We start from the raw sequence: 26,719 nt of genomic DNA on the forward strand, positions 1-26,719 counted from the left end.
TCTATGTTGGGATTCCTGCAGGGATTTTCCTATGGCCTGTTTATGACCTGCCTGCCCTGGCTACTGGTCGGCCTCTTCAATCCTGGCCTGGCGCTTCCAGTGTCGACTACCAGTCGTCTCCAGGTAATTGCCCGCTATTGCCTAGTGGTTCCCTTCATCAGCATGCTGCTATGGCTGACCTCCCTGTGGGGTGGTTTCAGCCCCAGCCTGTTTGGCTGGTTGACAGGCATCGTCGCCATTCCTGTAGCACTTCCTATCGAGCGAACGCTACGCGGCTGGCTGGCCCGCCGCCGCGTGCGTCGCCATGAGGCTCAACGAGAGGCCGCAGCACAGCAGCGCCGTGCTCAAGAGGAGCGCAACGCCTATGAAACGGGTGTGTCGGTGCTCGACCCCGCAAGGCCACCCGTGGGGGCCGACGATCTAGTCTTGGCCATGTGCCGGGCCAAGCAGAACTTGCTCGATGTGCACCGTCCCGACTTGGCAATCCTGACAGACCGCCTATACAGCCGCTACCGCCATGTGATGGACGTACTAGGCGACCGATTCCATACTGGCGAGCTGGCTTTCGAGCGCTCGCAAGGCTTGGTCACCCAAGTCTGTTTCGGCGCGGTGGATACGTTGACGACCATGGCTTCCCAGGCACGTGGTGTGGTTAGCGTGGACGGTAATTACGTACGAGGCCGACTGGAGCGGGAGGGCAAACGATTAAGCGATGAAGAGCGTGCTGCCCTGGTGCGCCGCCTCGATTTGCTAGTGGAGACCGAGCACCGGCTGAACAAGCTCTCTGCCCGCATCGAATCCGCCTTGACCGTGCTCGACGATACCGCTGTTTCCATGGCGCGCATCGAGACGGCTCGCCCCCAGGCGTCGGTCACCACCGAAAAAGCGCTGGAAGATCTGCGCCGCTTCGTCGAAGGGGCCGATCGTTATGGCCGCAAGGATTAAGCTGACAGGCAATGCTAATGTGCAATTTTCACTCTGTTGTATTTAAACCGTTTTATTTCATTGCATTTTTAATAGCTTTATAGCCCAGGAGATCTCTATGGCTCAGCAATCCGATGACAAACGACGCCTCTCCCTACCACCGGTGGAAGAGATCGCTGACCAGTTGGGAGCTAGTCGATTGGGTGCAAGTCAGGCTGAATCAGTAACCCCCGATGAGCGTGATATCGACCCTGAGCTTGAGGCGATGGCCGACCGTTTTGTCGAGGATATCCTCGCCGAAGGTGATGAGGAGTCAGTAGTTCGCCAGCGCCGTGCCGTGGATGAGATGGGCCTTGAACTGCAGCAGCAGGCTGCCCATCGCAGCGCCATGCTGCAAACACCGCTGCGTAAGTTGGCCCACCAAGGCGACGAAGGAGGGCCGGTTGCCAAGGCACTGACCGATCTGCGTGGGCGCATGGAAGGGCTCGACCCTGCACGCCATCGCCTGGCGCCGACTACATTGGATCGCGTTCTGGCGGTCATTCCCGGCTTGGATAGCCGCTTGCAGCGCTACTTTCGTAAGTTCGAGAATACCCAGCAGGCGCTGGATGCGATCATTGAGGATCTGGAAAGTGGTCGCGACATGCTGCATCGTGACAACCTCACCCTGAACGATGACCAGCAGGCGTTAACTAAAATCCTTGGCGAGCTGAACCGCCAAATTGCGCTGGGCCGGATGATTGACCACCGCCTACAAGATGAAATAGCCGCTCGCGATGGCGATGATCCGCGGCGTCAATTTCTTGAGGAAGAGCTGCTCTTTCCTCTTCGCCAGCGCATTGTCGACCTACAGCAGCAACTGGCGGTAAGTCAGCAAGGTATACTGGCGCTAGAGGTGATCATCCGCAACAACCGGGAATTAATGCGCGGTGTGGACAGAGCCATTAACGTCACCGTCTCGGCGCTCACCGTTGCGGTCACGGTGGCCATGGCAATGGCTAATCAGCGCCTGGTGCTGGATCGCATCGAAGCCCTCAATACGACCACATCGCAGATGATTGGCGGCACTGCCAAGGCCCTGCGACAGCAAGGCGTGGACATCCAGAAGCGTGCCTCCTCCGCAATGCTCGACATGCAAGTGCTTGAGGAGGCTTTCAGCGAGGTGATGGGCGCCATCGACGATCTATCAAGCTATCGGCAAGAGGCCCTACCCCGCCTGGATGAGCAGATCGACCGCCTGGCGACCCTGGCAAAGCAGGGAAATGCGTCCATCGAGCGTCTTCAAGAAGGCAGCGAATCGCAACCACAAGAGGGCCGAGACTCCAGCTAACTGTTCAGGCTTTTTTAAGTGAAACGCATGGTTTGAACAAGGTTAGTTGAATAAGCTATTTGAAACGAGAAGAGGCATCCCGGAAGGCTTTACGCATCAACTCCCAAGAGTCTTCCATACCTTGGCGGACAGTCTCCCAGGCCGCTTCGCTGGCATGCTGAAGCTCATCAAGTCTTTGTTGAGTCTCCGCCTGGCGCTTCTTGAGTCGATCGATGTCCTCTTGGTACTTCACCCTCGCCTCGTCGCTCGCCTGGCGAGCCTTGGCAGTCAGCTTATCGATATCAGCATTCCACTCGTCGAGCCTGGCTTTCATTTCTTCAACGAATTCGTCACGCTGTCTCATTGTGATATATCCCCTTCAGTAACGGGCTCCAGTTCGAAGCGGATATCCCCCTGCTTCCAATCCGAGTCATATGTCAGCCCTCTTAGCAGTTGGTATACCCTCGCTATGAATCACCCAGGCGAAACAGGGCTCTAGGACTCGCATCAAGAATGTGCTGACGATCATCAGCATCTCTAACCCAGTCATTGAGCCATCCGTAAGTATCGCGGTAAGTGTGTTTATTCTCATGGCGCGTCCATGGCCAGTCACTGCCCCACACTAACCGATCACGTCCAAGATGATGCAACAATGCCTGGACATGCGGTCTGAGGTCAAACACAGGGGAACGATAGGGGGCTGAGAGCTTCACCCAGGTTCGTTCTGCCTGTCCTGACTCAAGCAGAAGACGACAGCCTGGGTCTTGCATAGGAACGTCGTCGACTGGCAGCCCAATATGATCAATGACTAACTTCACGCCATGCTCATGTAATGCTGGAAAAATTTCAGGTAACCGGTTCCCTTCCAGATGCAGCTCAAGATGCCAGTCCATAGCTTTAAGATTATCTAGAAAGTCTATCCATAGAGGATCCTTGAGGTTTGGCAATGCGCTGCGCCCCTCAATGAGATTCCATCGCACCCCTACAACACCTGCAGCATCAAGGGCGGCTATCTCCTCTAGCGTCGTCTCCTTGGCTAGCTGAACGACCCCTCGATACGCATGATTAAGCCTGGAGAGAATTTCGAGCAGTTGCCGATTGTCGTTTCCCAAAAAGCTCGGTTGCACCAGTACCCCGCCTCTTAATTTGCAGTTTTCTAGGTTTTCTTGCCAATCCAAAAGTGGTGCAGGACGGGATGGACTGTAGTTAGACCCGTTGGCTTCCTTAACAGTCCCGTAGACATGAGCATGACAATCAAAACCTAATTTCACTTTTGGCACCTCATTACGTTCTGACTGGGGATTCCGTATCCCTAAGTTGTTATACATAAGTCTAGTTCTCTAGAGAACTGGTTGACTGGAAGTATACACGGGTCTTCAATGACCTCAAGAAATCAAGATAACCACTGGGTGACCCTATGCAAGCCAAGTTCTCTGCTAATACGGACGGAAGATTACCCCTGTACGCCAAACTCCGTGATCAATTAGGGTCAAGGATCGCCAATGGCGAGTGGAAACCAGGCGACATGATTCCCTCGGAGAACCGTTTAGCCGAAGAGTATGGCGTTGCTTTAGCAACTATGCGGATGGCCCTGAAGCAGCTGGTCGATGAGGGGCTGCTGGATCGGCGGCGAGGTACCGGCACTTTCGTTAAGCAACCCGCCTTCCGAGCCGATCTGTTTCGTTTTTTCCATGTACATGATGTGGAAGATCCCGATGTACCCGTTATTCCGGAAAGTCGAATTCTCAGTCATCAGGAAGTCGCCCTTCCCGCCGACGTAAAGCAGGCCTTTGGCGAAGAATCAGTCAGCCACTGTATAAAGTTGGAACGTGTTCGCCTTTGGTCAGGCGACCCGTTGCTGTTTGAAGAAATTTATCTACGTCTGCCCGATTTCAACGGGCTGTTGTCGCTAAACCCAAAAGCGATGGGCCCTTTGTTGTATCCCGTATTTCTGGAGGAATTCGGGATTTTGATCTCGTCGGCAACCGACGAGCTGTCGTTCGGCACCGCCACCAAGGCCAGTGCAAAGCATCTAGAACTAGACACTGGGGCACCGGTCGCCGCCATCCAGCGCATTGCCCGCAATCCTGCAGGCAGGGTCATCGAGTTTCGACGAGTACACGGAAGGCCTGAGCGGTTCCGCTACCGTGTCACGCTCGGTGATCAACCTGCTTGAGATCGCATTAAATGCACACCTCATCACCCTGCATTTCAAAAAAAGGTAACTAACAATGAAAACATTACAGCTTACGTCTTTAGTTGCGCTATCAGCGTTTACCGCTATGCCTGTCATGGCTGACGACTATCCGAATCGTCCCATCGAAATAATCGTACCGGCACCAGCCGGCGGCGGCACTGACAACGTTGCGCGCATGCTCAATCAGTACCTGCAGGAAGAACTAGGAGAGTCACTTGCTGTGCTTAATGTCGCTGGTGGAGGTGGTGCTATTGGGGTCAACCAGATTGCCCGTGCCAAGCCCGATGGCTACACACTGCTTTCTACCTGGAATAGTCCTATCACTACCGTACCGCACATGCAGCGTGTTCAGTACTCTTACGAGACATTGACCCCGATCACCAGCACTTCGCAGAGTGCCTACACCATGTGTGTAGCCCCCGACTTTCCAGCTGAAACAGGTGAGGAATTCCTTGCCGAGCTACAGAATAACCCTGGTCAGTACACCTACGGCAATGACGGGGTCGGTGGAACCATGCGCTTGGCAGCCGAGCGTATCTTTGAAGCCTATGACATTGAGGCCCGCCCTATTCCTTTTGGCGGCGCTGGTGAGACCCTCCAAAACTTCCTGGGTGGACACGTGGATATCTACGGTGGCTCCATCACACCCGCACTTCCCTATGTAGAGGATGGCAAGGCGAAGTGCCTACTCGTGACCTCAGCCGACGATAACGAAGCACTACCCCAGGCATCAGGCCTAGCAGCACTCGGACATCCCGAGCTGGAAACAGTGCTATGGCGCATGATGCTGGCACCAGAGGGTATGGATGAGCAGCGCGTTAACGTCATCGCCGATGCCGTAGCTAGCGCCGTCGAGCATCCTGAGTTCCAAGCGTTCCTGACATCTCAAGGAGAGACGCTGAATCTCGTACGAGGTGAAGAGCTCCGTGAGCGTCTGCATCAGGAAACCGTAGCGATTGGTGAGACACTCGAAAAGCTTGGGCTTAAGAAAAACTAATTCATGCCTGAATGGACGGTAACTTGCTCATGAACTTCAGAGATATTATCTCTGGCATCGCCTTCCTCATCTTTGGCTGCACGGTGGTCTGGGTGGGGAGTGGCTTTGATGCCGGTGCAGCTTACGTGCCCATGGGAGTTGGCATTCTGATGTGCCTTTTCTCACTTCCTCTGATCGTTAAGGGCGTGGTGCAAACGCAGCAAAATGGCGGCTTGAGCAGCGCCGCCGCCTTAATCGATCATCCGGGAAGGTTTATGGCGACGGTCGCCTGTTGCCTGATCTACTACTTAGCCATGCCAACCGTGGGTTTCTACTCCACTAGCACCCTGTTCATAATCCTGCTGGCTCTGGTACTGGGTGAAAGGCGCCCCATCGTGGTTTTAGGTATTACGGTGGGCTTCATCATCCTCTTATACGGGCTTTTTGCGATGGTGCTAAAACGACCCTTGCCCGTCGAATTTTTCCTGGTTTCCTAAATAGGGTTATACGATATGTTTGATTCCCTGTTCAACGCACTACCTGTGGCCTTGCAATTTGGCTCCGTAGTCAGCCTTTTCGTCGGCACCTTGGTGGGTATCTTGATCGGAGCCCTACCAGGGCTCAACCCGGTCATGGCCATCGCTCTCATGCTCCCACTGACGTATGGGTTCGATCCTGTAATTGCTCTAGGGTTGGTAGCAGGTATCTATAATGGCTCAATGTACGGTGGAGCTATTCCCGCCATCTTGCTAAAAATCCCAGGAACGCCGGCTGCAATCGCGACAACATTCGACGGTTACCCTATGACACGTAACGGCCAGGGCGGGCTGGCTCTCAAGACTGCGTGCTGGTCGTCCGCCATCGGTGGAATTATTAGCGCCATAGCGTTGATGACGCTAGCCCCCCTTTTGGCACAGGTCACGCTTGCCTTTGGGCCGACTGAGTATTTCTGGGTAGCCGTTTTCGGACTTGTAAGCATCGCCGTATTGGTAGGCAGTGATATCAGCAAAGGCATGCTCAGCGCCCTGTTGGGCGTTATCATCGGCCTTGTAGGCGTTGACACAATCAGTGGAGCGGAACGCTATACGTTCGATTCGCTTTATTTAAGTGGGGGGTTCGACCTGATCATTGTACTCATCGGCCTCTACGCGATACCGCCAGTACTGGAGATGGCGGAGAAAAGCAACGCGACTTACTATGATGCAGGAAGCTTCAAGGTTGATGCTAGCGGCAACGCACTCGGACTGATACGTCAGCACTGGCGCACTTGGACTCGCTCGTCGCTGATCGGCGTTAGTGTAGGTATCTTGCCAGGTGCCGGTGGCAATTTGGCAGCATTGCTGAGTTATAACGAAGCAAAGCGCAAGTCCACGAACCCCGAATCTTTCGGCACGGGCAATCCTGTGGGGGTTGCAGCAGCTGAATCAGGTAACAGTGCAGACAATGCTTCTGCAATGATTCCATCCCTAACATTAGGGATTCCTGGCAATTTGGTTGCCGCCTTAGTGCTCGGCGCGCTGATGATTCATGGACTTCAGCCCGGCCCACAACTGTTTACGAAGTCGCCTGATGTGGTCTTCGGTTTCATGTGGCAAATGCTGTTTACTGCGATGCTACTCCTGTTACTAGGAGGCATGGTGGCCACCCGCCTATTCGCTCAGGTCTTGCGCATGCCCACCGCACTCTTGGTACCAACGACGTTGGTGCTCATGGCCGTGGGTGTTTATACCGTCAAAGGGAACATGACAGACCTCTATGTAATGCTAGCCTTTGGGTTGCTCGGTTATTTACTCCATCGACTAGCCTTCCCGCTTGCACCAGTAGTGCTGGGAGTACTGTTAGGTCCAATGGCGGAACAAAACTTACGTTTGGCAATGCTGATTTCCCAGGATAACTGGGGATCTCTATTTACTCGCCCTATTTCGCAGGGAATCATCGCACTACTGTTGATGGTGTTATCCACCCAGGCCTGGAAAATACTAAAAAAAGGGCGTCAGAATTAACAACGCTATGAAAGTAATCCCACAGATTTATTGACGAAGGTTGTGCATGGGAGTCAGGCAGCATTCCTGCCTGGCTGCTCTGTATCAGCCAGAAACGGTCATGGATTTACTGCATATTCAAAGACAGCATTAACTAGCTAACAACTTCGATATCGATAGGGCCACAACTTAAGGATTGAGTCGCCAAAAGTGTGCACATCAATGCACCAAGCAGCAACTTCTTTAAGCTGCCGCCCTCGTGCACGCCACGAATAAAGCCCATCGTGAACGTCAGGATGGCCACCAAAGTGATGGGCAAGAAATCCAGCAGCCCTTGCCAGAAGTTGGGGTCTCTGCCATTCATAGGGCGTTTCTCTTTTCGTCTTGGATTCATGGCGCACCTCTCAGGCGGGCCTCGTCAGTTAGTCGATGGAAATACCGCCAGTCGCTTCATAAACACTCAGCAGCTCATCTGTAGCCAGGGCCATAGCCAGCACCTGGCAGGCTCGCCCAGATTTTGCGGCAAGCGTGGATGGCGTCACGGATACGGCCGTCATGGATCAAAGAAAGCGCCTTGCACTGGCGGATAAGGTGAACGGCGCCTAGGTCTTGGCTAGCAGGCGTGAAGTCAGGAAGATGGAACCGCTGGGCCAGGTCGTCCCATGTGCGCATCAGGAACTGGTAGCGCCCTGCTGCACTGAAGTGGATTTTATAAGCAGGCAGCCAAACAAGTTGGCGCGGGTGATCATCGTAGTTGTTGAACGTTTTGCCGCCGACAATCACATTTAAACCGTCCTGATCTCCAAAGCGTGGCGTACCTTCGGCAAAGACCAATGTGTCGAGGAAGGCGGCCACGTTGCCGGCGCGTGTATCGTTTGGCGGTGCTGGCTCAACGCGCAGTAATTCCGCCTCCTCAAGCCAATGAGTAGGAGAATGAGCAGACATGACGACCTCACGAATGGAAAGCCAGGAACGTAAAAGCCCCGCTGGGTGAACAGCGGGGCTTTTTTTAGTGTGCAGCGGCTTAAACGCATAGCTAAAGCCGCTTACTTAAAAGCTATATCAAATCCGATATCAATGCAACAAAAAAAATCTATAAAGAATTGAGTCAAATACTCAAATCACGTCTCGTATTCCAAAAAATCACTCAGCACCCCAGCAATTTCCTGAAAAGCATCTTCATTTTTTAAGATTAAGTAGTCAAATATTTCCTCCTGAGTTGCAATACGCTTCTGCTTGAGGTAATTATGAAAATCTTTCTCCCCAGTAAACTCGCTTCTTTCAGTTTTAAATGGAAAGTTGTCATCCTTTTGTTTTTCTGCGTAGATAGCCTTCTCCACACTTTCTAATGGAATGACAAAAACATTAGGTTCTTTAAGATGCTTTTCATTCTTTTGATCGCCATCAAGAATTGCAATAACCTCTTGAGGAGAAGATAAAAAATTCTCCTCTTCATTATGCTTCATAAGTGAAACCACCTGACTCCCACCGCCAACATAAATAATCTTATGACTAAAAAATCTTTTAGGAACATATCTATTAATAATCGTTTCAATAAAACTTAGGAGAAGTGAGTCTTCAGTTAGAATATATTTATCCCAGCCTGAAAAACCAAACAACCGAGCCTTAGCATAACTATATGATGTGGGCTCAATTACTGCTTGGCCATCACTTTTACTAACGTAATAAAGCTCGTTTGCTTTGAGCTGCTTTATAAGAGCAAGTGAGTGTGTTGTAAATAAAATATTACGATCATATCTATCGCAAAAACCTCTTAACCAAGATGCTAAATTCGCTTGGGCTGCTGCATCAAGGGAAATATCTATCTCATCTATAACTATTAGCCGAGCTTCCCCCTTAATAGTTCGATAAAGATTTATTATAAAATATTCACCAGAACTAAGATAATCTTCACGAATATATGTTGTGTCTTCTTTTACAATTGCGTAGTAACTCTTACCCTTGGCTTTTACTTCCACCATACTAGAATAATACGCCGAACCATATATTGCGTTTAGAAAAGCAACAAGTTCCTCTGGATGTTCGTAATCACCGAGCGCAATTGCCCTTCGAATATCTAGATCGGCGTCGCTTGCGTTTTTGAAATAATTGAAACGCGTACCATGAGGCATTGGTAATTCAGCTGAGATAAGATTTCGTAACTCAGGAGGGATTGTATCTCGACTATTTAACGAGCGAATATTTTTATCATATGAGAAAGAAATACAGTAATCACCTACAGTATAAGTGATTCGGCTTTCTGGGCAGAATGCATATGGAGTTGCAGTCTTTATAAAGGTATCCGCACTTGAGAGGTTACGCAAAGCACGAATTAAGGTTGTTTTTCCAGCACCATTTCTTCCTACCAAACACATGATTCCTGCAGAAGATAGATCCAGGTCGATCTCAAGACTTGTAACATGCTGAATGTGCTCAAGACGGATGTGAAGTCTATTCATTGTGCCGACCTGTGCAAAAAGCTATCAATAACTGTAGTACCAAACTTCATTCTCAATTTTTCTAAGTACAACGGATCGATTGTATGGACATACCCGATCAACCCGCTTAACCTTTGCAACCCATCTTCCATACCATCGTTTTTCTCTTCTACAAAAATTTTCGCCAACTTCTTACGATCATTTATATAGAAAAACAGTCGAGCTTCGATTTTATCCCTCACGCTACGATCGATGCTAATATCACCGTTAGGGAGTATTACAAGGCCTAGAATCTTCACCTTTCTCCCAACAGTGGTTAGCTTGCTTTTATTAAGATTGAGTTTAAAGCCCTCTCCCAACTCTTCTAAAAGGCAATTTTTTATCTCAGACTGGGCATTTTGAACAGATTTTCTATCAGCACCTGAAATAATAATATCATCAGCATAACGCGTATATATCCATTCATTCTTATAGCTAATATATGCTAGTCGCTCATCAAAACCGTGCAAACAGGCATTACTTAAAATAGGGGATGTAGAGTAGCCAATTGGCAAGCTTCCATCGACAGTAATCAAGTCAAGAATGTGATCAAAAAAATCATTCAAATCAGTTACAGGTGTATCTGCTTTTATAAGAGCTGACTTGATGAGCTTTACATTAATACTCTCAAAAAAGTGTTGAATATCTGTTTGATAGAAAGCGCGACTATCTGCATGGGGGGTGACAGCCTCCAACAAACTGACTCCCTTACGGTAAGCAAATGAGACTGTTGTATTTACAGGGAGATGCACTAACACAAACCCGTTTAAGAAAGTGTGAAATTCCTTTAAAACTTTAGAGGGTTTATAAATAGTACGCCCACTCAGTGGAACTGGAGTGTAGTGCTCTTTAGGCTCTAGTTCCAAAAAGTCCTCAAACTGATACTTCCCATGATACATAGCATCAAAAAACTGATGCAGTGGACGTGGAGTCATTAGAGGCTTACCTTATTTTTGGTGTTCGCTACACAATAGAAAATAAATATTGATGTAATAAATATGTACTTTCCTCTGCACATACGAAATGCTCGGTCAGGCGAAAGCCATTGACCGAGCATACGTAAGCGGATAAAACCACCTAGGGACCAGACTTTAGACTGGAGCTACTCCTAGTCGCTGGTATGTTTTTACAGTAGCAGACTGCAGAACTGGTCGCAAGTGGAACCGACTTAGCCACTGAACCGACATTCAGTAGCTGGTACGTCAATCCATTTCCAAAGTTGAATACGAGCGCGACGGGCGGCCACCCTCCACACTCTCAAAATGTCTAACGCCCTCATTCAGCCCCAGCGCCCTGGAGCAACACAGCCTGGCGTTTGGGTATCTGATCCAACAGCCCGCTTACCAGCCACCTGCAACGCTTCAACACTCTCAAAATGCCTTACTCCCTATTTAGCCCAAGCGCCCTAAGCAGCACCTCCTGCCGCTCCACCATCTGCCTGGCAGTCACCATCCAAATGCTATGGCCCATCTTCTTCGGACGGATGCGGGCGGCCTGCATAAGCATTGCCGCGGCCTGGCGTTTGGGCAGTTGATCGAGCAGCACGCCGCAGGCTTTATGCCACTCGCTTTGGGGGGTGGTACCGCAACGCGGCCAGCATGGCCTGGTCACTACGACCACCGCCTCCAGGTACCTCACCTGCTAGCGCCGAGACACTGAACGGCTGGTAACCAGGGTTGTCGTGACGGTAATCAAGATGCAGCTCCAGCATGGTGTCGATGATGCGGGACACCGCTGCATCACGCTCTCGTTCATCACTCTTCGCAGCCTCCACGACACACCAGGGGTTTGCTACCCGCTTCCAATCATCAAACTGCATCTGGCTCCCCTTTTGCTGTGTCATCACCCCTTCCTCCACTCGGTACCACTCTCCAGCACCAGCCGTTCACCCACTATTTGCGTACGGGGCCAGCTGGCGTATTCCCTGAGTACTGCCTTTGCCTCCTCAAGTCCCAGCGCCAGCACTGCGCAATAGCCTTCGTACTCGCTATCTTTCAGCCACTTGAATTGGCTATCGGCTAACGGCGCATCCTTGGGCGGGGTGGCCTTGAACTCCAGGTACAAGCCAAACCAACCGCCGCGGGCCTGACGAACAGGAAGATCGCTAACGCCTGCCTTTACGCCCTGGCGCTTGAGGTCGCTCGCGGTTTTCTTATTGCGGTGACCACCGTTAGGCACACGGAAGGTGGCATCAAACAACTCGCCTACCGGATAACCGCGCATCTTCTCGCCATACAACCAACGGATCAGAACCGCTTGCTCCTGCCCTTCCCAATCAACAGGCTTTGCCCGGGGCGCGCCGCTTTTGGTCAGCGCTCGAGGACGGCGTAGCTTTTTGGAAGTGGTTTGCTAGCGCCAGCTCATGCCAACACCTCCCGGGCATTGATCAACGTCAACCGGCCCGTATGAAAAGCACCCGTGTCGATATAGAACACATTGCCCAGCCAAGTACGTTGCTCAACAATGGTGTGCCCGACCACTACAGCATCGATGCCGACCACTGGCGTCGTGTCCCTTCTCTTTATACGAGTCCGGCCCCATATCATTTCCACTTTTCCTACATCATCCGCCATCTCAACCTGCGACCAGTCCGCAGGCGGCTCGGCATGAACGATGCCAATCTGCTGCCCCAAAACATCTATCTGGCGGGCATAAGGCAGATACTTCAGCGCCTCACGAAGAATTTGCCGGACTTCGATCATGTTCTCAGTGATCGCCCAGGTGCCGCCGTTGATCATCCAAAGGTCTTCGGCGCTTCCCCCATTCTCAAGCGCATCAATGGCCAACATCTCGTGATTGCCACGCACGCCAAAAAACCAAGGCTCAAAGGCTAGCGATAAGCACTCGAAAGAATCCATCCCCCGGTCGATCAAGTCACCTACACAAAATAACCGATCCTTTGACTTATCGAAGTCAACGCGCGCCATGGACTCAAGCAGCAGGTCGTACTGCCCATGAATATCACCAACGATAAAATCTCTTCCATCCATGTTCTGGCCGTGCTTTTGAATCAAGCTCATAGCCCTAGCTCCTGATCGAGTTCCCAATCCACAAAACGATGATAAATCACCTTCCAAACCCTTCCGCCTCCACGCCATCCCTCCAGCGATCTGATCGAGCATTCGTTGCTGGCGCTCCCAGCGTTGGTAATCAGCCACGATCCGCTCCAGCATGGCACGCGCCGTATCGTTATGATCCAGCTCGGCGCGTCTTTGGATGCGACACGAATGACCGATGAAATCAGCGCAATCATCCAGGCTGTGGGTACCATCGGGCAATTGCTGATATTCAAGCGCCTTTGCCTGACGGCGACGGCAATCGAGGTACAAACCGAATCGCACGTTTTGGTACAGCGCCTGCTGCCCACCTTTCTCGGTCATAGAGCACCTCCGGCCACAAACATTAGGCGGTTTTTTAAAACCAGTCCTAAACTAGAAATGACCACTCCCTCCTTAACATTCTGTAACGGAGAGAAACAATGAAATTTCAAAAGAGATGCCAAGCAGGAGAATGGGATCCTCCGGGCCAGATCCCATGTATTCCACCGATAAGGATTCCCAGACCAGAACCTCGTTTTCCTGATGATCCAGACTTTCCTGAAGACGAAGTCTGCATACGCTCCTAGTAGGGATTTAATGACATGAAAGATGTAAGCCTTCCCAGTATTCCTGAAAGGCACGACCCAATGTCGTTCGAGGAGGCTATTGATGGCACCTGTTACATGGTTAGGTATATGCAACTACAGCAAAGGCTTTTTAGCAGGATGGCCAACGTGTTCACGTTCACCAGTCTTTTTGGCGGTAGTGCTGCTTTTGCAGGAGTCATCACTGAGCACACGGTTTTGACCGCTACCAGTGGTGTCATTGTTGCAGTAAGTACCATGCTGGATTTTGTAATAGATCCCAAAAAGCACGCAGCTCAATGTCGCAAGGCAAGGCGACGCTTTCAGAAGCTCTATATGAAGAAAGCGGCTTACAGCTTTGAAGAATACGAATGTGAAACGTGTAGGATCGCTTTGATCGATTTTCCCGATATAGAAGGCCTTCGTAGGCCTGCTTTTAACGATACCTGTGTGCAGCTCGGGCGCACAAAAGGAGTGGTTGTTCTCAACAAGTGGGAACGCTTATTGAAGCTGATCACTTAGAGCTTGATTTAAAACGAACATTACCCTCCATCGCTTGGGGAGCATTGCATTACTTCCCATGTGATATTGGTGAATAGGCGGAGCCTTTATCATAGCAATTCCCAGAAATAGAAAGCCCAGCCTCAGGCCAAAGAGGAATTGAGCAAAGCCATCCAATATCGCTATATTGGTGGCTTCTAAACTAGAGATAAGGGGAAAGCGTTGGACAAGGCCGCCTACCACAAGCGTTGGGATCAGCTCGAGCAGATGCAGCGGGAATACAGCAACTTGCCAGAGTCGGGCGTCGAAAACCTCGAAGCACTGCACAAAATGCTGGTTAACACTTTCCGAGAGTTTGTCGTTGCTTGTTATTGCGACCACTGGCGTGACGCCTACCGGGGCGCTGCGTTCCCCCTCGACTCCGATCGAGAGGTACTAATAGCCCGCGCCATCAAAGCTCACCACTGGACACCGGGGATTGCCACCAGCCTCTCCAGCTACGACCTTGCCCTTTCTCTCATTGATGAGCTGGCGACATTCACACTGACAGAAATGGCCGTTCACGTGTCGTATATGAACCTGCAGGCACTGCCCAAGGCGGATTACCAAGCACTCATTCAACCGCATGAATGACAGTTGATCTGCATCAGTCCCTCGGACGCTTGCTCGGGAATAGAAAGCCACGCCAGTGCCCGTTACAGTGGTAATTGCAGCACCACCCACCCATAGAAAAACATCGACATATGCTGATCAACGGCAACTCTCGGGTCATTGATTAGCTCCACCTCTTCAAAATACCAAAGCCTAGACATTGGTCTTAATCCCATTGATTCGTTTTCAAATAGAGAATAGCTTTAGAAATGTTGACGTCAACATAAAGGGTTTCAGTCCACTAGGCATGTGCCTTGGAGATGAATCAGGGACGAGTAAGCACAAAAGTTGATCCTGCTCATCAGAGACACCTCGGGATCATTCACAAGCCACTCCAGAAACCAAACGGCCTCGTCAATCGAGGAACCTGAATATAGGAGATTATAAGATGACCAATGAACTCACTGGAAAAGTTGCTGCCGTTACTGGCGCAGCATCAGGTATCGGGCTTGCCACTACCAAGGCCATGATTGACGCTGGTGCCAAAGTGGTCATGATTGATAGAGATGAGGCTGCGCTGAAAACCATCTGTGAAGAACTTGGCGAAGCTGCATTTCCCCTAGTTATTGACCTACTTGACCCACAGGACTGCGACACTCTCCTCTCACAAATCTTAGAGAAGGCAGGACAGTTAGATATCTTTCATGCTAATGCCGGTAGTTATATTGGCGGCGACTTGATCGACACCTCCCCTGCCGCCATCGACAGAATGTTGAACCTCAATGTTAATGTGGTGATTAAAAATGTCCATAACGTCTTACCCTACATGATCGAACGTCGCACGGGCGATATTATGGTGACAAGCTCCGTTGCGGGGCACTTCCCGGTTCCCTGGGAGCCAGTCTATGCTTCCTCCAAGTGGGCCATCAACAGTTTCGTTCAGACTACTCGTCGTCAGATCAACAAGCACGGTATTCGCATGGCGTCAGTCTCTCCTGGACCTGTAAATAGTGCGTTGCTCGCCGATTGGCCAGAAGAAAATCTGCGCAAGGCAAAAGAATCCGGCAGCATTATCGAACCAACGGATGTATCTGATGCGATTATGTTCATGCTTACTCGCCCCCGAAATGTAACCATCCGAGATATGGTTGTTTTGCCTAGCAACTTTGATATGTAGGAAGTATTCAATCCAGCAACTATTAAGGTGTTTCTTTAGCTTAATCAGATCAACCAGCCTTACAACCTCTTACAGTTTTGAATAAACACTTCGCATGAACGCTTTGATCATTTGTAAAATCCTAGAGGAATAGACATTGGTCGTATGACCGTTGACCAACCTCTAAAGGGCACATAGTCTTCAAATTGTTGACGTTAACATTAAGAGCTTTGTCAACATTGAAAAACCTTTAAGAGAAACAATAACAATCACGGAGTTAACAATGAAAATTAATAAGATCACCGCAAATTTTCGCAAAACGGCTCTTGTCGCCGCCTGCGCAGCCGCCTTTGTAGCAGGAACCGCAGCAGCCGATGAGCATACTCTGACAATCGGCATGTCCTTTCAGGAGCTCAACAACGAATATTTTGTGACCATGCAGGAGGCACTCGAGACCGCCGCAGAGAGCCTGGGGGCTGAGGTGATTGTCACCGATGCACGCCACGATGTCTCCAAGCAGGTCAGCGACGTAGAGGACATGATCCAACGTGGCATCGATATCCTGCTGCTCAACCCTGCCGACTCCGTCGGGGTTGAAACGGCGGTGTTGTCTGCCCGAGAAGCAGGCGTCACCACGGTCGCGATCGATGCCCAGGCAGAGGGCCCAGTGGATGGCTTCGTGGGTTCCAAGAACTACGACGCCGGCTACTTAGCCTGCGAATACCTAGCCCAACAACTCGATGGTGAAGGTCAGGTAGCCCTACTGGATGGCATTCCGGTTGTGCCGATCCTACAACGTATTGAAGGCTGCACCGACGCGCTTAATGAGTACGATGGCATCGAGATCGTAACCAAACAGAATGGCCGTCAGGAGCGTACCCATGCGATGACAGTCACCGAGAACATCATCCAGGCAAACCCGGATCTAAATGGTCTCTTCAGCGTCAACGATATCGGCGCGCTGGGCGCTCTGATAGCCATTGAGGCCAGTGGCCAGGACATCAAGCTGGTCAGCGTCGATGGTCATCCAGAGGCAGTTGCAGAGATCCAGAAGGCTGATTCCCCGTTCATCGCCACCTCAGCGCAATATCCCGCAGACATGGTGCGTGTAGGGCTCGGCCTGGCGCTGGCTAAGCACTGGGGTGCAGAAACTGCGCCCGCGGAAATTCCCATCGACGTACAACTGATCGACCGCGACAAGGCCGCTGACTTTAGCTGGTAACCCCTCCCACCGACGATGATGACGTGTGCTGCCCCCGACGGGCAGCGCACGAGGGTATCCCTATGACTCCATTACTTTCCCTGAGACACATCTCGAAGTCATTTCCCGGGGTGAGGGCCCTCACGGATGTATCGCTCGATGTCCATGCTGGCGAGGTGCATGCTCTGCTTGGCGAAAACGGGGCCGGTAAGTCGACTCTGATGAAAATTCTCTGCGGCATCTACCGACAAGATGAAGGTGAGATCAACATCAATGGCGAGGTATGCAATTTCCATGGCTACCAAGACGCCCTCAACGCGGGCATCGGTATCATCTTCCAGGAATTCAGCCTGATCCCCGACCTGGACGCCGTGGATAATATCTTCCTTGGGCGCGAATTGCGTAACAGATTCGGGCTGCGAGACCGGCGCAGCATGGTCGCCGAGGCGCAGCACCTGCTAGACCGCCTCAAGGTCTCGATCCCCTTAGACCGCCCCATCGCCGACTTGAGTGTCGCCGACCAGCAGTTCATCGAGATCGCCAAGGCCCTGTCACTGAAAGCGCGCATCCTGATCCTCGACGAGCCGACAGCAACCCTCACGCCTAGCGAAGCAGATCACCTGTTCACCATCATGCGAAAACTGCGCGAGCAACAGGTCGGCATGGTATTCATATCACACCACATGGAAGAAATATTCACCATCTGTGATCGTGTCACCGTGATGCGTGACGGTGAGAAGGTCGACGACTGCGACGTCGTCTCGACTACCCCCGACGACCTAATCGAGAAAATGGTCGGCCGCCGTGTTGAGAATCTTTATCCCGAACAGCGTAGCGATGCCGATTATAACGATGTGGTATTAGACATTGAATCCCTGCGCCTTGATGTCAATGGCCCCGAACACTCATTGAAGCTCTACCGCGGCGAGATCCTCGGCTTTGCTGGCTTAGTGGGGTCGGGCCGCACAGAACTGGCTATGGGGCTGATCGGTGCGACGCGCCCCGTGCATGCCAAAATCCTTATGGAGGGCAAGCCAACTAAACTCCTACACCCCGCCACCGCCCTGAAGCAGGGGATCGGCCTTCTACCGGAAAGCCGAAAGATCCAGGGATTGATACTGCCGTTCTCGTGTCGCGAAAACATCACCCTGAACAATCTGACACAATTTCAGAGTGCCTTGCCACTGATCAAGCGCCGCCAAGAGTCCAGTACTGCCGCCGATCTGATGAAGGCAGTTCGCGTCAAGGCTCCCAGCCCCGAAACCCCAGTGGGCAATCTCAGCGGCGGCAACCAGCAGAAGGTTGTTATCGCCCGCTGGCTGGGCCACCAGTGTAAGGTGCTGATCTTCGATGAGCCCACCCGCGGCATTGACGTCGGCGCCAAGTCAGAGATCTACGCCTTAATGAAAGAGCTCACCGCCCGAGGCGTGTCGATAATCATGATTTCGTCCGAACTCCCGGAAATTCTTGGCCTATGTGATCGCGCAGCGGTCTTCTACCAGGGACAGATCGCCGCCGAACTGCAAGGCAACGATCTCAATTCACAATCCATCATGCATCACGCCACGGGGGGACTCAGCTCATGAGCCAGCTCGACTCAATACCCGGCAACACTCACCAGCCCCTCAAGATGCGGCTGGCCAGTTGGCGCCGTACTCCAATCTTCTACCCGCTGATCGGTTTCATCGTCGTTTTCATTGCCATGTCGACCATCAACGACAACTTTCTAACCATAAGCAACCAAGCCAATCTGGTGCGTCAGACCTCGATCATCGCCATCATAGCTGTGGGGATGAGCCTAGCTATTCTCACCGGCGGCATCGACCTCTCCGTGGGCCCGGTAATGGCCTTGTCGGGAACGGTAATGGCTGGGCTGATGGTGGCGGGGGTTCCTCCGTCGCTAGCCATCCTGCTAGGCGTATTGGTAGGTGCAGGCTTCGGAGCTTTCAATGGCTTTTTTGTTGCTTTTGCCGGCATGCCACCCATCATCGTCACTTTGGCCACCATGGGGATTGCCCGCGGGCTTGGCTTGATATACACCGGAGGCTACCCAATTTCCGGCCTCCCCCCGGAATTTGCCTTCTTCGGTCGCGGCAGCTTGGCCGGCATCGAAACCCCGATACTGATCATGATCAGCGTCTACGCACTCGGCTTTTTGCTGCTTCACCATACTGCGACCGGACGCTACCTGTATGCCATTGGCGGCAATGAGGAAGCGACTCGGCTATCCGGTATCCGAGTGTCCCGCTACAAGTTGCTGGTCTACACCCTGAGTGGCACGACTGCGGCCATTGCCGGGTTGATCTTGACCTCTCGATTGATGAGCGGCCAACCCAACGCCGGGATCGGCTTCGAGCTCGACGCCATCGCCGCCGTAGTACTGGGCGGCGCCGCTATCACCGGTGGGCGAGGAATGATTCTAGGCACACTGGTAGGCGCCATGCTGCTTGGCGTGCTCAACAACGGCCTTAACCTGATGGGGGTATCGCCCTACCTTCAAAACGTTATCAAGGGCCTGATTATCCTGTTGGCGATCTACATTAGCCGCAAACGAACTCCCTGAGACCCTGCTCATGCCGATCATGCGTCGGCTAAATGCCAATCACAAATCGAGCGAGTGACGCCACATCATGAACTTCGAACTTCACAACCAACGCATCCTCGTTACGGGAGCGACCAGCGGCATCGGCCTCGATATCGCGCGGTCTCTGGCTGAACTCGGTGCCGAACTGGTGCTGTTTGGTCGCAACCGGGATCAGCTAGCCAAACTCGAGAAAGAGCTGGGGGCACGCACCCTGGCCGTAGACATCACCGATGAGGCCGCGGTTGTCGTGGCCTTCGCCGAGATGCCCGTCCTCGATGGCCTGGTCAATTGTGCCGGTATCTCGATCCTCGACGACGTCTTGGATTTCAAGGCGAAGGATATCGAGAACATTATGAACACGAACGTCACTGCCAGTGCCGTGGTGGCACGGGAAGCGGCCCGCCATATGATCGCGCACGGCCGCCAGGGCAGCATCGTCAATGTCTCAAGCCAAGCATCCATGGCCGCTCTGCCCGGCCACCTAGGCTATTGCGCGTCTAAAGCAGCCATGGATGCCATGACTCGTGTGCTGTGCCTCGAGCTGGGTTCCAAAGGCATCCGCGTCAACAGTGTCAACCCGACGGTGACCCTGACCCCCATGGCCGAACGTGCCTGGGCCGATCCCGCCAAGCGCAACCCGATGCTGGCCGCCATTCCCCTAGGGCGCTTTGCCACTCCCAGGGAAGTCGCCCTTCCGGTTGCCTTCCTTCTCAGCCCGGCCGCGTCGATGATCAGCGGAGCCTGCCTGCCGGTCGATGGTGGTTTCACGTCTCACTAGCCCCTTGTGTTAGAAGGAACCTGACATGTATATCGGTGTGGACTGTGGTGCGCAGAGCCTCTTGACGAGAACCCCGAACCCGACCGCGTCGCTGCCTATGACCAGGCCTATGCCCGTTACTGTCAGGCCATTACGGCTGAACACCCATCCCTATGCCTTACATAACCGACCACTTATTCGAGGAAGATACTTCATGACCCAACGACTCGACGCCCTTCGTCAGCACTCCATGGTGGTCGCAGACACCGGCGACCTTGACGCCATCAAACGCTATCAACCCCATGATGCCACCACCAATCCCTCGCTAATCCTCAAGGCTTTCGATCTGCCGGGCTACCAGGCACTGATCGATCAGGAACTCGCGGCGGTCAAGTCCACGGACAACGGCCGGCGAGAAGCGCATGCCGTAGATCGCCTTGCTGTGGCCATGGGCAGCGAGATCGCCAAGCTGGTGCCCGGCCGTGTTTCCACCGAGGTAGCCGCCAAGCTGTCCTTCGACACCCAGGCCAGCATACGCAAGGCCCACGAGCTGATCGAGCTCTACGAGCAACGCGGCGTGTCCAAGGATCGAGTGCTGATCAAGCTGGCGTCGACCTGGGAAGGCATCTGCGCCGCCGAGGTGCTGGAGAAAAAGGGCATCAACTGCAACCTGACGCTGCTGTTCAGCGACGCCCAGGCCAAAGCTTGTTTCGATGCTGGCGTTTTCCTCGTCTCACCGTTCGTCGGCCATGTCACTGACTGGTACAAAAAGGAGACTGGCCAGAATTTCCCCCCCGAGAACGACCCTGGGGTGCAATTCGTACGCGGCGTCTGCGAACGGGTCAGCCAGGGCGGCTTCGACACCGTGGTGATGGGCGCGAGCTTTCGCACTGTCGACCAGGTGCTGGCGCTCGCCGGCTGTCCCCGACTAACCATCTCACCTACGCTGCTTGAGGAACTCGCTACCGCAACGGGCGCGGTGGAACCCAAGGTGTTAATGACACGCAACGGTGGCCCTCGTCCTACCCCACTCTCAGAGTCCGCCTTCCGTTGGGATCACAACAAGGATGCCATGGCCAATGACAAACTGGCCGAGGGGATACGGCGCTTCGCCGATGATCAGGAACGCCTGGAGGAACTGATCGCCGACCGTTTGGCGACTCTCTAAGCTCGTAACACTAGCCGCCGATTGGGAATCCTTACGCCAAGTCCGGCCAACCCGCTATGGGCCAACCGCGACCGCTTCGTGCTCTCCGAGGGTATGATGCACGACGAAAGCTGATGACTAGTCAGTTACCGCCGGAGGATATAAGTGTGGCGGAGATCACGACCTCACGACTGGCGGCCATGGGATCCTCAATCTGTTCAAAGAGTATGCGAAATGCCTCGTGCCCTAATCGGTAGGTGTCATGCGCAGCACAAGGCACTGACACCTCGAAGATATCAGCATAAGGCAAACGGTCAACACCCAATACCATCACATCGTCCCGAGACACACGTGCATCATGCAGGGCACGCATGGCGCCCAAAGTAATCAGCTGATTGAACCCAAACACGGCTTCGGGGAGTTTGCCCTGGCGTAGGTAATCGGCCATATCGCGATAGGCCGGTTGCAAAGTGTAGTCCCCGGGGCGCTGTTCCACCACTAAGGAGACGCCCGCCACGTCAAAGGCTGCCTTCAGACCGATCAGCCGGTCTTGGGTGATCCGCGAGTCACGCGGCCCCGTCAACGCAAGCACCCGACGGATGTCCTTCTTCACAAGCAGTTCACCAAGCAGACTCCCGGCAAGACGGTTGTCCAGTACCACACGGCTGAAGTCGGATACGTTCAAGGTACGATCCAGCATAACCACTGGTAAGCGGGTAGCACGCAAGCGATCAAGGTAAGCGGGGTGATAGGCGGCAGCGTCTGAGACGGGCGAAAGGATGATGCCGGCTACCTGATAGCTGAGCAGGGTTTCGATCGCCACTTCCTCGCGCTGTGGCGAGCCATCTGTATCAATCAGAATGATGGTGTAGTCACGCTCCTCGGCCGCACGAGAAACTGCCTTGATCACCTCGCTATAAAAGGGATTATCCACGCTTGCTGTGACTAGGCCAATCAGCCGGTTCTTACGACTCCGAAGATGGCTAGCGAAAGCATTAGGGACATACCCCAACTCCTTCGCAGCGGCTAGGATCTTCTCCCGAGTCGCTACTTTCACCTTGTCAGGATTATTCAAGGCACGCGACACCGTCATATTGGTCATGCCCACATGTTCGGCGATGTCGGTGATAGTAACCTTGTGGCGACTTACCATACTTTACTCTGTTGTGAATTTTGTCGTTTTGATATGCCCCCTCGCTGTACCCAACGAAGTAGCACCAGCGTCGTAAGGATACTACGCAAGGTCTGCTCACGAAAATGGAGATGATTTATGGATATAACCTACCGACAGGGATCCGAACCCTGGATAGGCTATTAACCTATGCCGGTTTTCAACACACCGAGGCTATGCTGCCACTTAATCTAACCAACTGATAATTTAATGTTTATCCGTTTGGTGCAACGTGACTCAATGGCATAAAAGGCACATTTCGCTCGCGCTTGTGGCGATGTCGTCAGGCGAACAAATCGACCTTGACGACCCAACGCGTAGATTTATTCATCCTATGCTCCCTTCCGTAATGGGATCAGCCAGTGGTGCTGCTCGCTTGCTTGCTGCCACGCATGCAGCAGGCCCAGCGAATAAACCCCACGATCAAATAACGTTAGAGAATAGTCAGGCGCACTGGCCATCAGGTCTGTCGTCAACTCCATTTGACACACCATCCGCACGGCCAAACGTTGGAGAAAGAACGCCTAGCAGCCGCTGCCGAGCTAAATGAGCCCGAGTGGATAGGCGCGGATCGAGCTCAAGAGCCGAAAACGATCACCATAAGCCGCGCTGAATACGACCAGCTGCTAGCCGATCAAGCCAAGCTGCGCGCACTGGAAGCCATGGGCGTTGATAACTGGCCTGGCTATAGCGATGCCATGGAGCAATTGGCCGCTTAAGTGTTTCCTTGTTTAATACTGCTTTATTGAGGCAATTCGAATGCAAGCAGTAAATTAAGCTATTCTTAGCCCTCCCCCTTTTACATAACTGGAGAGAAATATGCTACGGAAGAGCCTAATTGCCACACTGCTGGTAACAGCTTCGCTGCCTGCTTGGGCTTTTGAATTGAAGCCAGGTCTATGGGAACAGACCATTGAAAGCAATGCTCTTGGTGGTGAGACGCCGCAGGAAATGACCGATCAGCAATGTATTACAGAAGAGGAAGCTAAAAACCCTGAAGCGGCATTTCGCAATGACTTCAGTGAGGCTGGATTTACTGATATTGAGTTCACGCAGAGCGGCAACACAGTTCATGCTTCTGCGTCTAACTCATACGGTGATCAAGATGTTGAGATTAATATCACCATTACGCAGCATAGCGAAGAGCACACTACCTCCAAGACCGAGCTGATTAGTAGCGAAACAATTACAACGACCCAAGAAAACCATTGGATTTCAGAAGACTGCTAACGCAGCATTATCGTTTAATTCGCGCTGAAGAAAGGCCATCCATTGAGGTGGCCTTTTTAATGCCTGCAATTCACACCCATCCACTCTAAGAGTACTCCCATGTCACACCCAACCGATGTGACCAAGTTCCTAGAGGACTTGGACGGCGGCGTATTGGCTGAACGCCTGGGTAAAGTCCTTAGCCATGCAGCAGCGTCGGCAACGGACAACCCGAAAAAGAAAGCCAAAGTGTCGATTGACCTGACAGTCGAGAACATTGGCTCAGGTGCCCGGGTCGGCGTTACCCATAAGCTTGCCTTCAAGATTCCAACCGAGCACGGCACGCAGTCGGAAGAACACACCACCGAAACGGTCATGTGCGTTAACACCGGTGGAGAAATGACGCTAGAGCCTAAGAACCAGTTCGACATGATCGGCCACCCCCACCGCGATAAAGACCCGTACCAGGAGAAGCACTAATGTCTTTTACCAAAGAAGCCCTGCAGCACATTGAAGCCAACCATAAAACCGGTACCGAAGCCGCCGAAGGTCACGCGCTGATCGTCGGCGATAACTTCAAGCTGGTGGATATGGAGAAGTACCAAGACCAGCGCCGCCGCTTTCGAGGGCAATTCAGAACCAAAGGGCTGAAAGACTTTATTGCCTACGTGGCGGGTCGCCAGAGTGAAGCCCCTGTATTCATCGACCGCGACGCCATGGCGGCATGCTCTTATCTGGATATCAGCATTACTGAACGCCCTGGCCACTGCGATCATTCCGCCACCTTGAACCTGCCCAAAACACCAGAGTTCACTGCCTACCTAAATGCTGACGGCAGCACCTTCGACCAGGAGGAAATGGTCGAGCTGGTAGAAGATTGGGGCCACCTGCTGGCGTTTGAAAACAGCAAAGGCGAACCGCTGGAGCGTAGCAAGGTGATTCACGCTTTCCGGAAAGTCAGCCTAGAAGATCTCACCAACATTGAGAGCGAAAAGCAGGAGCATTCAAGCCGCGTTGGCGTTATGAACAGTGTCACCGTAAAGAACGCCGAACGCTTGCCTGCCGTCATCTACTGGAAGCTAGCACCCTACGAGGGCTTAACAGAGCGCACGCTGGCAATGCGAGTATCGAGCAAGACCAAAGGCGGGCCATCGTTTGGGTTACGCGCTATCGCGCTGGACGCAGCCAAAGAAGAAATCGCCGCCGAGTTCGCCAAGCTGGTGACGGACGGCTTACCAGAAAGGTAAGCGCTCCAATAACCCCATCTAGGCAGTCATTGCCTAGACCGGTAAGGTCTCTTTCCACTGCCAGGGCAGTAGCGTGTTGAGGTCATCGTCGTTGAGAGAGGGTAGCGTCTCAAAGACGTGCTGTAAGTAGTCGTAGGGCGAGAGGCCATTGGCTTTGGCGGTTTCGATCAGGCTGTAGATCGCCGCACTGGCCTGAGCGCCGCTCGGTGTGTGACTGAACAGCCAGTTTTTACGCCCCACCACGAACGGACGGATGGCGTTCTCGGCCAGATTGTTATCCAACGGTATCACGCCATCGTCCAGGAACCGAGTCAGGCGTGGCCACTGGTTGTTCAGGTAGTGCAGGGCTTTCCCCAGAGCACTTTTGGGCAGTACCTGGGCCAGTGACTTATCGAGCCAGGTGCGCAGTTGATCGATTAATAGTCGGCTCTTCTGCTCACGCAGTGCATGACGCGCTTCGGGCTCAAGGCCCTTCGCCTGTTTTTCCACGCCGTACAGCTTACGGATCTGGTTCAGCGCCCAGTCTGCCTTGCCGGTTTTACCTTTAGGCTGCACTTTTTGCGCCTCGACGAACTTACGCCGTGCATGCGCCCAACAGCCCACATGGGTGATCCCATTGCGGCGCACCACCTCGGCGTAGCCTTCATAGCCATCGGTGACCAAACAACCCGCATAGTCGCCCAGCAAGCGCACGGGCACTCGTCCGGCGCGGCTGGCATCATAATCGAACAAGACCACCTGTTGGCCCGGCGGCCCGCCGCGTTGTACCCACATGTACGAGGGGGCGCTGGCTTTACGGTCGGCTTCTTGATTGACCTGGAGCGTTGTTTCATCCATGTGAACCAAGGGGGCGCTGAGCAGGTGTCTGCGTAATGTATCGATCAGCGGAGCGACACGCTCGCCTGCTTGCACCATCCAGCGGGCCAAGGTGTTGCGGGGAATCGCCGCGCCATGGCGGGCAAAATCTGGCTCTGCCGATACAGTGGCAAGGCATCTTGGTACTTGGCGGTGGCGACATAGGCCAGCAGCGTGGCGCTGGCATTGCTCTTGGGCAACAGCTTGGCCAGCGCTGGGGCGACCTTGACGCCCTCTTCGCACAGTGGGCAGGCATATTTACGTCGCACATGACGGATCACCTCGATCCGGGCAGGCACCACATGCAGCTCTTCGCTGACCTCTTCACCGATGACCTTTAGCGGGGTGCCGTCATCGTGGCAGTGCCGCACATCGTCGGGCAGTTCATGGATGACCTCAACGCGCGGAAGTTCTGGCGGTAGTGCAACACGCCCGCCGCGCGCGCGACGCTTAGCAGGCGTCGCGGTGTCGATCGTCGCGTCATCAGCGGTGGTGATGCTCTCCGATGCATCGCTGCCTTCCTCGTCCACCGCCACTTCCGCTTCATTGATCAGAAGATCCCGCTGGTCGACACGATACTTCTCGGTGGAGGGGCCGAACTGACGCTCCAGGGCAAGCCGGAACTGTTCAAACAGTGATTGCTTGGTGGCCTCCCACTGCGCCTCCTTTTTCACCATCAAGCGGTGAAGCTGCGCGATCTCTTCCTGCTGCGCCTGAACTTGGCGTTGTAGTTGAGAGACGGCATTTGAGGGAGCGGCAGCGTTTTTCATGCTCTCCATTTTACCAAAACGCTGACCAAACTGTAGTCCAAAA

The 26,719-nt window shown here is 53.0% G+C and carries 30 protein-coding genes and 2 pseudogenes; 18 read left to right on the forward strand and 14 right to left on the reverse strand.

The window, feature by feature from the left end:
• Window positions 1-3 precede the first annotated feature (3 nt).
• Together LMS44_RS11595 and LMS44_RS11600 are read left to right on the forward strand one after the other, a co-directional pair.
• Entirely contained in the window at window positions 4-945 is a 942-nt protein-coding gene (locus tag LMS44_RS11595) for a hypothetical protein (protein WP_022523438.1), read from the forward strand.
• A 97-nt stretch (window positions 946-1,042) separates the two neighbouring features.
• Window positions 1,043-2,254 carry a toxic anion resistance protein gene (locus LMS44_RS11600; RefSeq protein WP_278371144.1) on the forward strand — a complete coding sequence of 404 codons (1,212 nt, stop codon included), beginning with the start codon at window positions 1,043-1,045 and terminating at the stop codon, window positions 2,252-2,254.
• A gap of 55 nt (window positions 2,255-2,309) precedes the next feature.
• Here the strand turns inward: LMS44_RS11600 and LMS44_RS11605 are convergent, their stop codons facing one another.
• Window positions 2,310-2,597 (reverse strand): sll1863 family stress response protein, encoded by a 288-nt coding sequence (locus tag LMS44_RS11605; RefSeq protein WP_022523436.1) that lies wholly within the window; start codon window positions 2,595-2,597, stop codon window positions 2,310-2,312.
• Window positions 2,598-2,700: 103 nt separating this feature from the next.
• Window positions 2,701-3,561, reverse strand: coding sequence for an amidohydrolase family protein (locus tag LMS44_RS11610; RefSeq protein WP_278371145.1), 861 nt, complete (start codon window positions 3,559-3,561; stop codon window positions 2,701-2,703).
• Between the two features lie 89 nt (window positions 3,562-3,650).
• Between LMS44_RS11610 and LMS44_RS11615 the strand changes: the two genes are divergently transcribed.
• Genes LMS44_RS11615 through LMS44_RS11630 form a run of 4 tightly spaced genes read left to right on the forward strand, consistent with a single transcriptional unit; the run spans window position 3,651 to window position 7,409 of the window.
• Window positions 3,651-4,409 (forward strand): GntR family transcriptional regulator, encoded by a 759-nt coding sequence (locus tag LMS44_RS11615; protein ID WP_278371147.1) that lies wholly within the window; start codon window positions 3,651-3,653, stop codon window positions 4,407-4,409.
• A 55-nt stretch (window positions 4,410-4,464) separates the two neighbouring features.
• On the forward strand, window positions 4,465-5,427 hold the full coding sequence (locus tag LMS44_RS11620; protein ID WP_009287855.1) for a Bug family tripartite tricarboxylate transporter substrate binding protein: 963 nt from the start codon (window positions 4,465-4,467) through the stop codon (window positions 5,425-5,427).
• A gap of 29 nt (window positions 5,428-5,456) precedes the next feature.
• A complete protein-coding gene (locus LMS44_RS11625; RefSeq protein ID WP_223827947.1) occupies window positions 5,457-5,903 on the forward strand; it encodes a tripartite tricarboxylate transporter TctB family protein in 447 nt (148 codons plus the stop codon).
• A gap of 15 nt (window positions 5,904-5,918) precedes the next feature.
• The gene (locus tag LMS44_RS11630; RefSeq protein WP_278371149.1) at window positions 5,919-7,409 is read left to right on the forward strand and encodes a tripartite tricarboxylate transporter permease; all 1,491 of its coding nucleotides are present in this window, start codon (window positions 5,919-5,921) and stop codon (window positions 7,407-7,409) included.
• Window positions 7,410-7,542: 133 nt separating this feature from the next.
• On the opposite strand, the gene LMS44_RS11635 is transcribed toward LMS44_RS11630, so the two are convergent.
• From LMS44_RS11635 to LMS44_RS11670, 8 genes are all read right to left on the reverse strand, one after another.
• Entirely contained in the window at window positions 7,543-7,782 is a 240-nt protein-coding gene (locus LMS44_RS11635) for a phage holin family protein (protein WP_278371150.1), read from the reverse strand.
• 74 nt (window positions 7,783-7,856) lie between these two features.
• Window positions 7,857-8,333, reverse strand: coding sequence for a glycoside hydrolase family 24 protein (locus LMS44_RS11640; protein WP_414123661.1), 477 nt, complete (start codon window positions 8,331-8,333; stop codon window positions 7,857-7,859).
• Window positions 8,334-8,509: 176 nt separating this feature from the next.
• Window positions 8,510-9,847: an ATP-dependent nuclease gene (locus tag LMS44_RS11645; protein WP_278369092.1), complete on the reverse strand. Its 1,338-nt coding sequence runs from the start codon at window positions 9,845-9,847 to the stop codon at window positions 8,510-8,512.
• Window positions 9,844-10,800, reverse strand: a complete 957-nt coding sequence (locus LMS44_RS11650) for a reverse transcriptase domain-containing protein (protein ID WP_278369094.1) — start codon at window positions 10,798-10,800, stop codon at window positions 9,844-9,846. The genes LMS44_RS11645 and LMS44_RS11650 overlap by 4 nt, the downstream gene beginning before the upstream one ends.
• Window positions 10,801-11,245: 445 nt before the next feature.
• Window positions 11,246-11,476 carry a hypothetical protein gene (locus LMS44_RS11655; protein ID WP_498947284.1) on the reverse strand — a complete coding sequence of 77 codons (231 nt, stop codon included), beginning with the start codon at window positions 11,474-11,476 and terminating at the stop codon, window positions 11,246-11,248.
• On the reverse strand, window positions 11,421-11,708 hold the full coding sequence (locus tag LMS44_RS11660) for a hypothetical protein (protein ID WP_278369096.1): 288 nt from the start codon (window positions 11,706-11,708) through the stop codon (window positions 11,421-11,423). The genes LMS44_RS11655 and LMS44_RS11660 overlap by 56 nt, the downstream gene beginning before the upstream one ends.
• The gene (locus tag LMS44_RS11665; protein WP_278369097.1) at window positions 11,708-12,088 is read right to left on the reverse strand and encodes a VRR-NUC domain-containing protein; all 381 of its coding nucleotides are present in this window, start codon (window positions 12,086-12,088) and stop codon (window positions 11,708-11,710) included. Before LMS44_RS11665 ends, LMS44_RS11660 begins: the two co-directional genes overlap by 1 nt.
• Window positions 12,089-12,225: 137 nt before the next feature.
• A complete protein-coding gene (locus tag LMS44_RS11670) occupies window positions 12,226-13,245 on the reverse strand; it encodes a metallophosphoesterase (RefSeq protein WP_278369098.1) in 1,020 nt (339 codons plus the stop codon).
• Between the two features lie 260 nt (window positions 13,246-13,505).
• Between LMS44_RS11670 and LMS44_RS11675 the strand changes: the two genes are divergently transcribed.
• The 8 genes from LMS44_RS11675 to tal all read left to right on the forward strand — a co-directional run bounded on the left by LMS44_RS11675 (window position 13,506) and on the right by tal (window position 21,445).
• Window positions 13,506-14,009 (forward strand): hypothetical protein, encoded by a 504-nt coding sequence (locus tag LMS44_RS11675; RefSeq protein WP_141441081.1) that lies wholly within the window; start codon window positions 13,506-13,508, stop codon window positions 14,007-14,009.
• 201 nt (window positions 14,010-14,210) lie between these two features.
• Window positions 14,211-14,621 (forward strand): hypothetical protein, encoded by a 411-nt coding sequence (locus tag LMS44_RS11680; RefSeq protein ID WP_027959475.1) that lies wholly within the window; start codon window positions 14,211-14,213, stop codon window positions 14,619-14,621.
• A 406-nt stretch (window positions 14,622-15,027) separates the two neighbouring features.
• Entirely contained in the window at window positions 15,028-15,756 is a 729-nt protein-coding gene (locus tag LMS44_RS11685) for an SDR family oxidoreductase (RefSeq protein WP_022523415.1), read from the forward strand.
• A gap of 262 nt (window positions 15,757-16,018) precedes the next feature.
• Window positions 16,019-16,957: an ABC transporter substrate-binding protein gene (locus LMS44_RS11690; RefSeq protein WP_022523414.1), complete on the forward strand. Its 939-nt coding sequence runs from the start codon at window positions 16,019-16,021 to the stop codon at window positions 16,955-16,957.
• Window positions 16,958-17,019: 62 nt separating this feature from the next.
• Window positions 17,020-18,522: a sugar ABC transporter ATP-binding protein gene (locus tag LMS44_RS11695; RefSeq protein WP_278369099.1), complete on the forward strand. Its 1,503-nt coding sequence runs from the start codon at window positions 17,020-17,022 to the stop codon at window positions 18,520-18,522.
• Complete coding sequence (locus LMS44_RS11700; RefSeq protein ID WP_027959478.1) at window positions 18,519-19,499, forward strand: ABC transporter permease; 981 nt, start codon at window positions 18,519-18,521, stop codon at window positions 19,497-19,499. The genes LMS44_RS11695 and LMS44_RS11700 overlap by 4 nt, the downstream gene beginning before the upstream one ends.
• A gap of 67 nt (window positions 19,500-19,566) precedes the next feature.
• Window positions 19,567-20,298, forward strand: coding sequence for an SDR family oxidoreductase (locus LMS44_RS11705; protein ID WP_022523411.1), 732 nt, complete (start codon window positions 19,567-19,569; stop codon window positions 20,296-20,298).
• Between the two features lie 193 nt (window positions 20,299-20,491).
• The gene (tal, locus tag LMS44_RS11710; protein WP_498947285.1) at window positions 20,492-21,445 is read left to right on the forward strand and encodes a transaldolase; all 954 of its coding nucleotides are present in this window, start codon (window positions 20,492-20,494) and stop codon (window positions 21,443-21,445) included.
• Between the two features lie 121 nt (window positions 21,446-21,566).
• Here tal and LMS44_RS11715 read toward each other — a convergent pair whose 3' ends face one another.
• The gene (locus LMS44_RS11715) at window positions 21,567-22,577 is read right to left on the reverse strand and encodes a LacI family DNA-binding transcriptional regulator (protein ID WP_498947286.1); all 1,011 of its coding nucleotides are present in this window, start codon (window positions 22,575-22,577) and stop codon (window positions 21,567-21,569) included.
• A 275-nt stretch (window positions 22,578-22,852) separates the two neighbouring features.
• Window positions 22,853-23,047, reverse strand: a pseudogene (locus LMS44_RS11720) (IS4 family transposase); the annotation flags it as partial.
• A gap of 30 nt (window positions 23,048-23,077) precedes the next feature.
• On the opposite strand from LMS44_RS11720, the gene LMS44_RS11725 reads away from it, so the two are divergent.
• The 4 genes from LMS44_RS11725 (at window position 23,078) to LMS44_RS11740 (ending at window position 25,051) form a co-directional block, all read left to right on the forward strand.
• On the forward strand, window positions 23,078-23,314 hold the full coding sequence (locus LMS44_RS11725; RefSeq protein ID WP_498947287.1) for a hypothetical protein: 237 nt from the start codon (window positions 23,078-23,080) through the stop codon (window positions 23,312-23,314).
• A 100-nt stretch (window positions 23,315-23,414) separates the two neighbouring features.
• Window positions 23,415-23,825, forward strand: a complete 411-nt coding sequence (locus LMS44_RS11730) for a DUF3617 domain-containing protein (protein WP_190373180.1) — start codon at window positions 23,415-23,417, stop codon at window positions 23,823-23,825.
• A gap of 99 nt (window positions 23,826-23,924) precedes the next feature.
• Window positions 23,925-24,284: a YfdP family phage-associated protein gene (locus LMS44_RS11735; RefSeq protein WP_498947288.1), complete on the forward strand. Its 360-nt coding sequence runs from the start codon at window positions 23,925-23,927 to the stop codon at window positions 24,282-24,284.
• The gene (locus LMS44_RS11740; protein ID WP_498947289.1) at window positions 24,284-25,051 is read left to right on the forward strand and encodes a DUF2303 family protein; all 768 of its coding nucleotides are present in this window, start codon (window positions 24,284-24,286) and stop codon (window positions 25,049-25,051) included. The genes LMS44_RS11735 and LMS44_RS11740 overlap by 1 nt, the downstream gene beginning before the upstream one ends.
• A 33-nt stretch (window positions 25,052-25,084) precedes the next feature.
• Here the strand turns inward: LMS44_RS11740 and LMS44_RS11745 are convergent, their stop codons facing one another.
• Together LMS44_RS11745 and tnpC are read right to left on the reverse strand one after the other, a co-directional pair.
• A complete protein-coding gene (locus LMS44_RS11745; RefSeq protein WP_476489429.1) occupies window positions 25,085-25,231 on the reverse strand; it encodes a transposase domain-containing protein in 147 nt (48 codons plus the stop codon).
• Window positions 25,217-26,685: pseudogene (gene tnpC / locus LMS44_RS11750) on the reverse strand (IS66 family transposase); the annotation flags it as partial. The pseudogene tnpC and the gene LMS44_RS11745, both read right to left, overlap by 15 nt.
• Window positions 26,686-26,719: the final 34 nt, after the last annotated feature.

This window comes from Halomonas profundus (genome assembly GCF_020865425.1).
GTDB classification, from domain to species: domain Bacteria; phylum Pseudomonadota; class Gammaproteobacteria; order Pseudomonadales; family Halomonadaceae; genus Vreelandella; species Vreelandella titanicae.

Excerpts from the sequence above, each read along its gene's own strand:
- LMS44_RS11645 (WP_278369092.1), bottom strand. The coding sequence starts at position 9,847 with ATGAATAGACTTCACATCCGTCTTGAGCACATTCAGCATGTTACAAGT.
- LMS44_RS11610 (WP_278371145.1), bottom strand. The coding sequence starts at position 3,561 with ATGTATAACAACTTAGGGATACGGAATCCCCAGTCAGAACGTAATGAG.
- LMS44_RS11730 (WP_190373180.1), top strand. The coding sequence starts at position 23,415 with ATGCTACGGAAGAGCCTAATTGCCACACTGCTGGTAACAGCTTCGCTG.
- LMS44_RS11735 (WP_498947288.1), top strand. The coding sequence starts at position 23,925 with ATGTCACACCCAACCGATGTGACCAAGTTCCTAGAGGACTTGGACGGC.
- LMS44_RS11620 (WP_009287855.1), top strand. The coding sequence starts at position 4,465 with ATGAAAACATTACAGCTTACGTCTTTAGTTGCGCTATCAGCGTTTACC.
- LMS44_RS11630 (WP_278371149.1), top strand. The coding sequence starts at position 5,919 with ATGTTTGATTCCCTGTTCAACGCACTACCTGTGGCCTTGCAATTTGGC.
- LMS44_RS11660 (WP_278369096.1), bottom strand. The coding sequence starts at position 11,708 with ATGACACAGCAAAAGGGGAGCCAGATGCAGTTTGATGATTGGAAGCGG.
- LMS44_RS11695 (WP_278369099.1), top strand. The coding sequence starts at position 17,020 with ATGACTCCATTACTTTCCCTGAGACACATCTCGAAGTCATTTCCCGGG.
- LMS44_RS11665 (WP_278369097.1), bottom strand. The coding sequence starts at position 12,088 with ATGCGCGGTTATCCGGTAGGCGAGTTGTTTGATGCCACCTTCCGTGTG.
- LMS44_RS11615 (WP_278371147.1), top strand. The coding sequence starts at position 3,651 with ATGCAAGCCAAGTTCTCTGCTAATACGGACGGAAGATTACCCCTGTAC.
- LMS44_RS11650 (WP_278369094.1), bottom strand. The coding sequence starts at position 10,800 with ATGACTCCACGTCCACTGCATCAGTTTTTTGATGCTATGTATCATGGG.
- LMS44_RS11595 (WP_022523438.1), top strand. The coding sequence starts at position 4 with ATGTTGGGATTCCTGCAGGGATTTTCCTATGGCCTGTTTATGACCTGC.
- LMS44_RS11700 (WP_027959478.1), top strand. The coding sequence starts at position 18,519 with ATGAGCCAGCTCGACTCAATACCCGGCAACACTCACCAGCCCCTCAAG.
- LMS44_RS11690 (WP_022523414.1), top strand. The coding sequence starts at position 16,019 with ATGAAAATTAATAAGATCACCGCAAATTTTCGCAAAACGGCTCTTGTC.
- tal (WP_498947285.1), top strand. The coding sequence starts at position 20,492 with ATGACCCAACGACTCGACGCCCTTCGTCAGCACTCCATGGTGGTCGCA.
- LMS44_RS11600 (WP_278371144.1), top strand. The coding sequence starts at position 1,043 with ATGGCTCAGCAATCCGATGACAAACGACGCCTCTCCCTACCACCGGTG.
- LMS44_RS11715 (WP_498947286.1), bottom strand. The coding sequence starts at position 22,577 with ATGGTAAGTCGCCACAAGGTTACTATCACCGACATCGCCGAACATGTG.
- LMS44_RS11705 (WP_022523411.1), top strand. The coding sequence starts at position 19,567 with ATGAACTTCGAACTTCACAACCAACGCATCCTCGTTACGGGAGCGACC.
- LMS44_RS11675 (WP_141441081.1), top strand. The coding sequence starts at position 13,506 with ATGAAAGATGTAAGCCTTCCCAGTATTCCTGAAAGGCACGACCCAATG.
- LMS44_RS11640 (WP_414123661.1), bottom strand. The coding sequence starts at position 8,333 with ATGTCTGCTCATTCTCCTACTCATTGGCTTGAGGAGGCGGAATTACTG.
- LMS44_RS11670 (WP_278369098.1), bottom strand. The coding sequence starts at position 13,245 with ATGACCGAGAAAGGTGGGCAGCAGGCGCTGTACCAAAACGTGCGATTC.
- LMS44_RS11740 (WP_498947289.1), top strand. The coding sequence starts at position 24,284 with ATGTCTTTTACCAAAGAAGCCCTGCAGCACATTGAAGCCAACCATAAA.
- LMS44_RS11635 (WP_278371150.1), bottom strand. The coding sequence starts at position 7,782 with ATGAATCCAAGACGAAAAGAGAAACGCCCTATGAATGGCAGAGACCCC.
- LMS44_RS11605 (WP_022523436.1), bottom strand. The coding sequence starts at position 2,597 with ATGAGACAGCGTGACGAATTCGTTGAAGAAATGAAAGCCAGGCTCGAC.
- LMS44_RS11625 (WP_223827947.1), top strand. The coding sequence starts at position 5,457 with ATGAACTTCAGAGATATTATCTCTGGCATCGCCTTCCTCATCTTTGGC.
- LMS44_RS11685 (WP_022523415.1), top strand. The coding sequence starts at position 15,028 with ATGACCAATGAACTCACTGGAAAAGTTGCTGCCGTTACTGGCGCAGCA.